Origin of the sequence: Novosphingobium sp. CCH12-A3, assembly GCF_001556015.1 — a bacterium.
Taxonomy (GTDB): Bacteria; Pseudomonadota; Alphaproteobacteria; order Sphingomonadales; family Sphingomonadaceae; genus Novosphingobium; species Novosphingobium subterraneum.
The window spans coordinates 1-486 of record NZ_LSIA01000114.1 but is presented as its reverse complement, the minus strand read 5'-3'; the positions used below and the strand labels follow the sequence as shown (position 1 = coordinate 486).

The following is a 486-nucleotide window of genomic DNA, read 5'->3' as shown; positions in this document are numbered from 1 at the left end:
CGCCGGACCAGAGACGACGGGTCAGGCAGGAACGCGCCTTACCCAGACTTGCGTCGCTGCGAAGCTGGCTGGAGACCATGGAACAGGGACTGTCATCTGACAGCGCCTTGGCCAGAGCATGTCGCTATCCGCTGAACCGGTGGGCTGCCATGGTCCGCTATTGCGATGATGGCCAACTCGAAGTCAGCAACAACCTGGTCGAGAACGCCTTGCGCGGATTTGCCTTGGGGCGCCGAAACTGGATGTTCGTTGGCTCGATCAAGGGCGGGCATGCCTCGGCGCTGTTCTACTCGCTGGTCGAAACCTGCAAACTGAATGGTGTCGAACCGGAGGCTTGGCTCACCGATGTGATCGAGCGGATCGGAGCCATCCGATCAACCGGATTGACGAACTCCTGCCATGGCGCTGGCAGGCAGCCCGCGATACTGCCCTGGCGGCATGACTACCGCAACACCGCACCCCGCCATCCCACTGCCGCTGGTCCGC

At 62.6% G+C, this 486-nt stretch carries 1 protein-coding gene; it reads left to right on the top strand.

Features of this window, described 5'->3' with window-relative positions; genetic code table 11:
• Window positions 1-56: 56 nt before the first annotated feature.
• A partial coding sequence (locus AX703_RS08185) for a transposase (protein WP_231735458.1) occupies window positions 57-486 on the top strand: 430 nt, incomplete at its 3' end.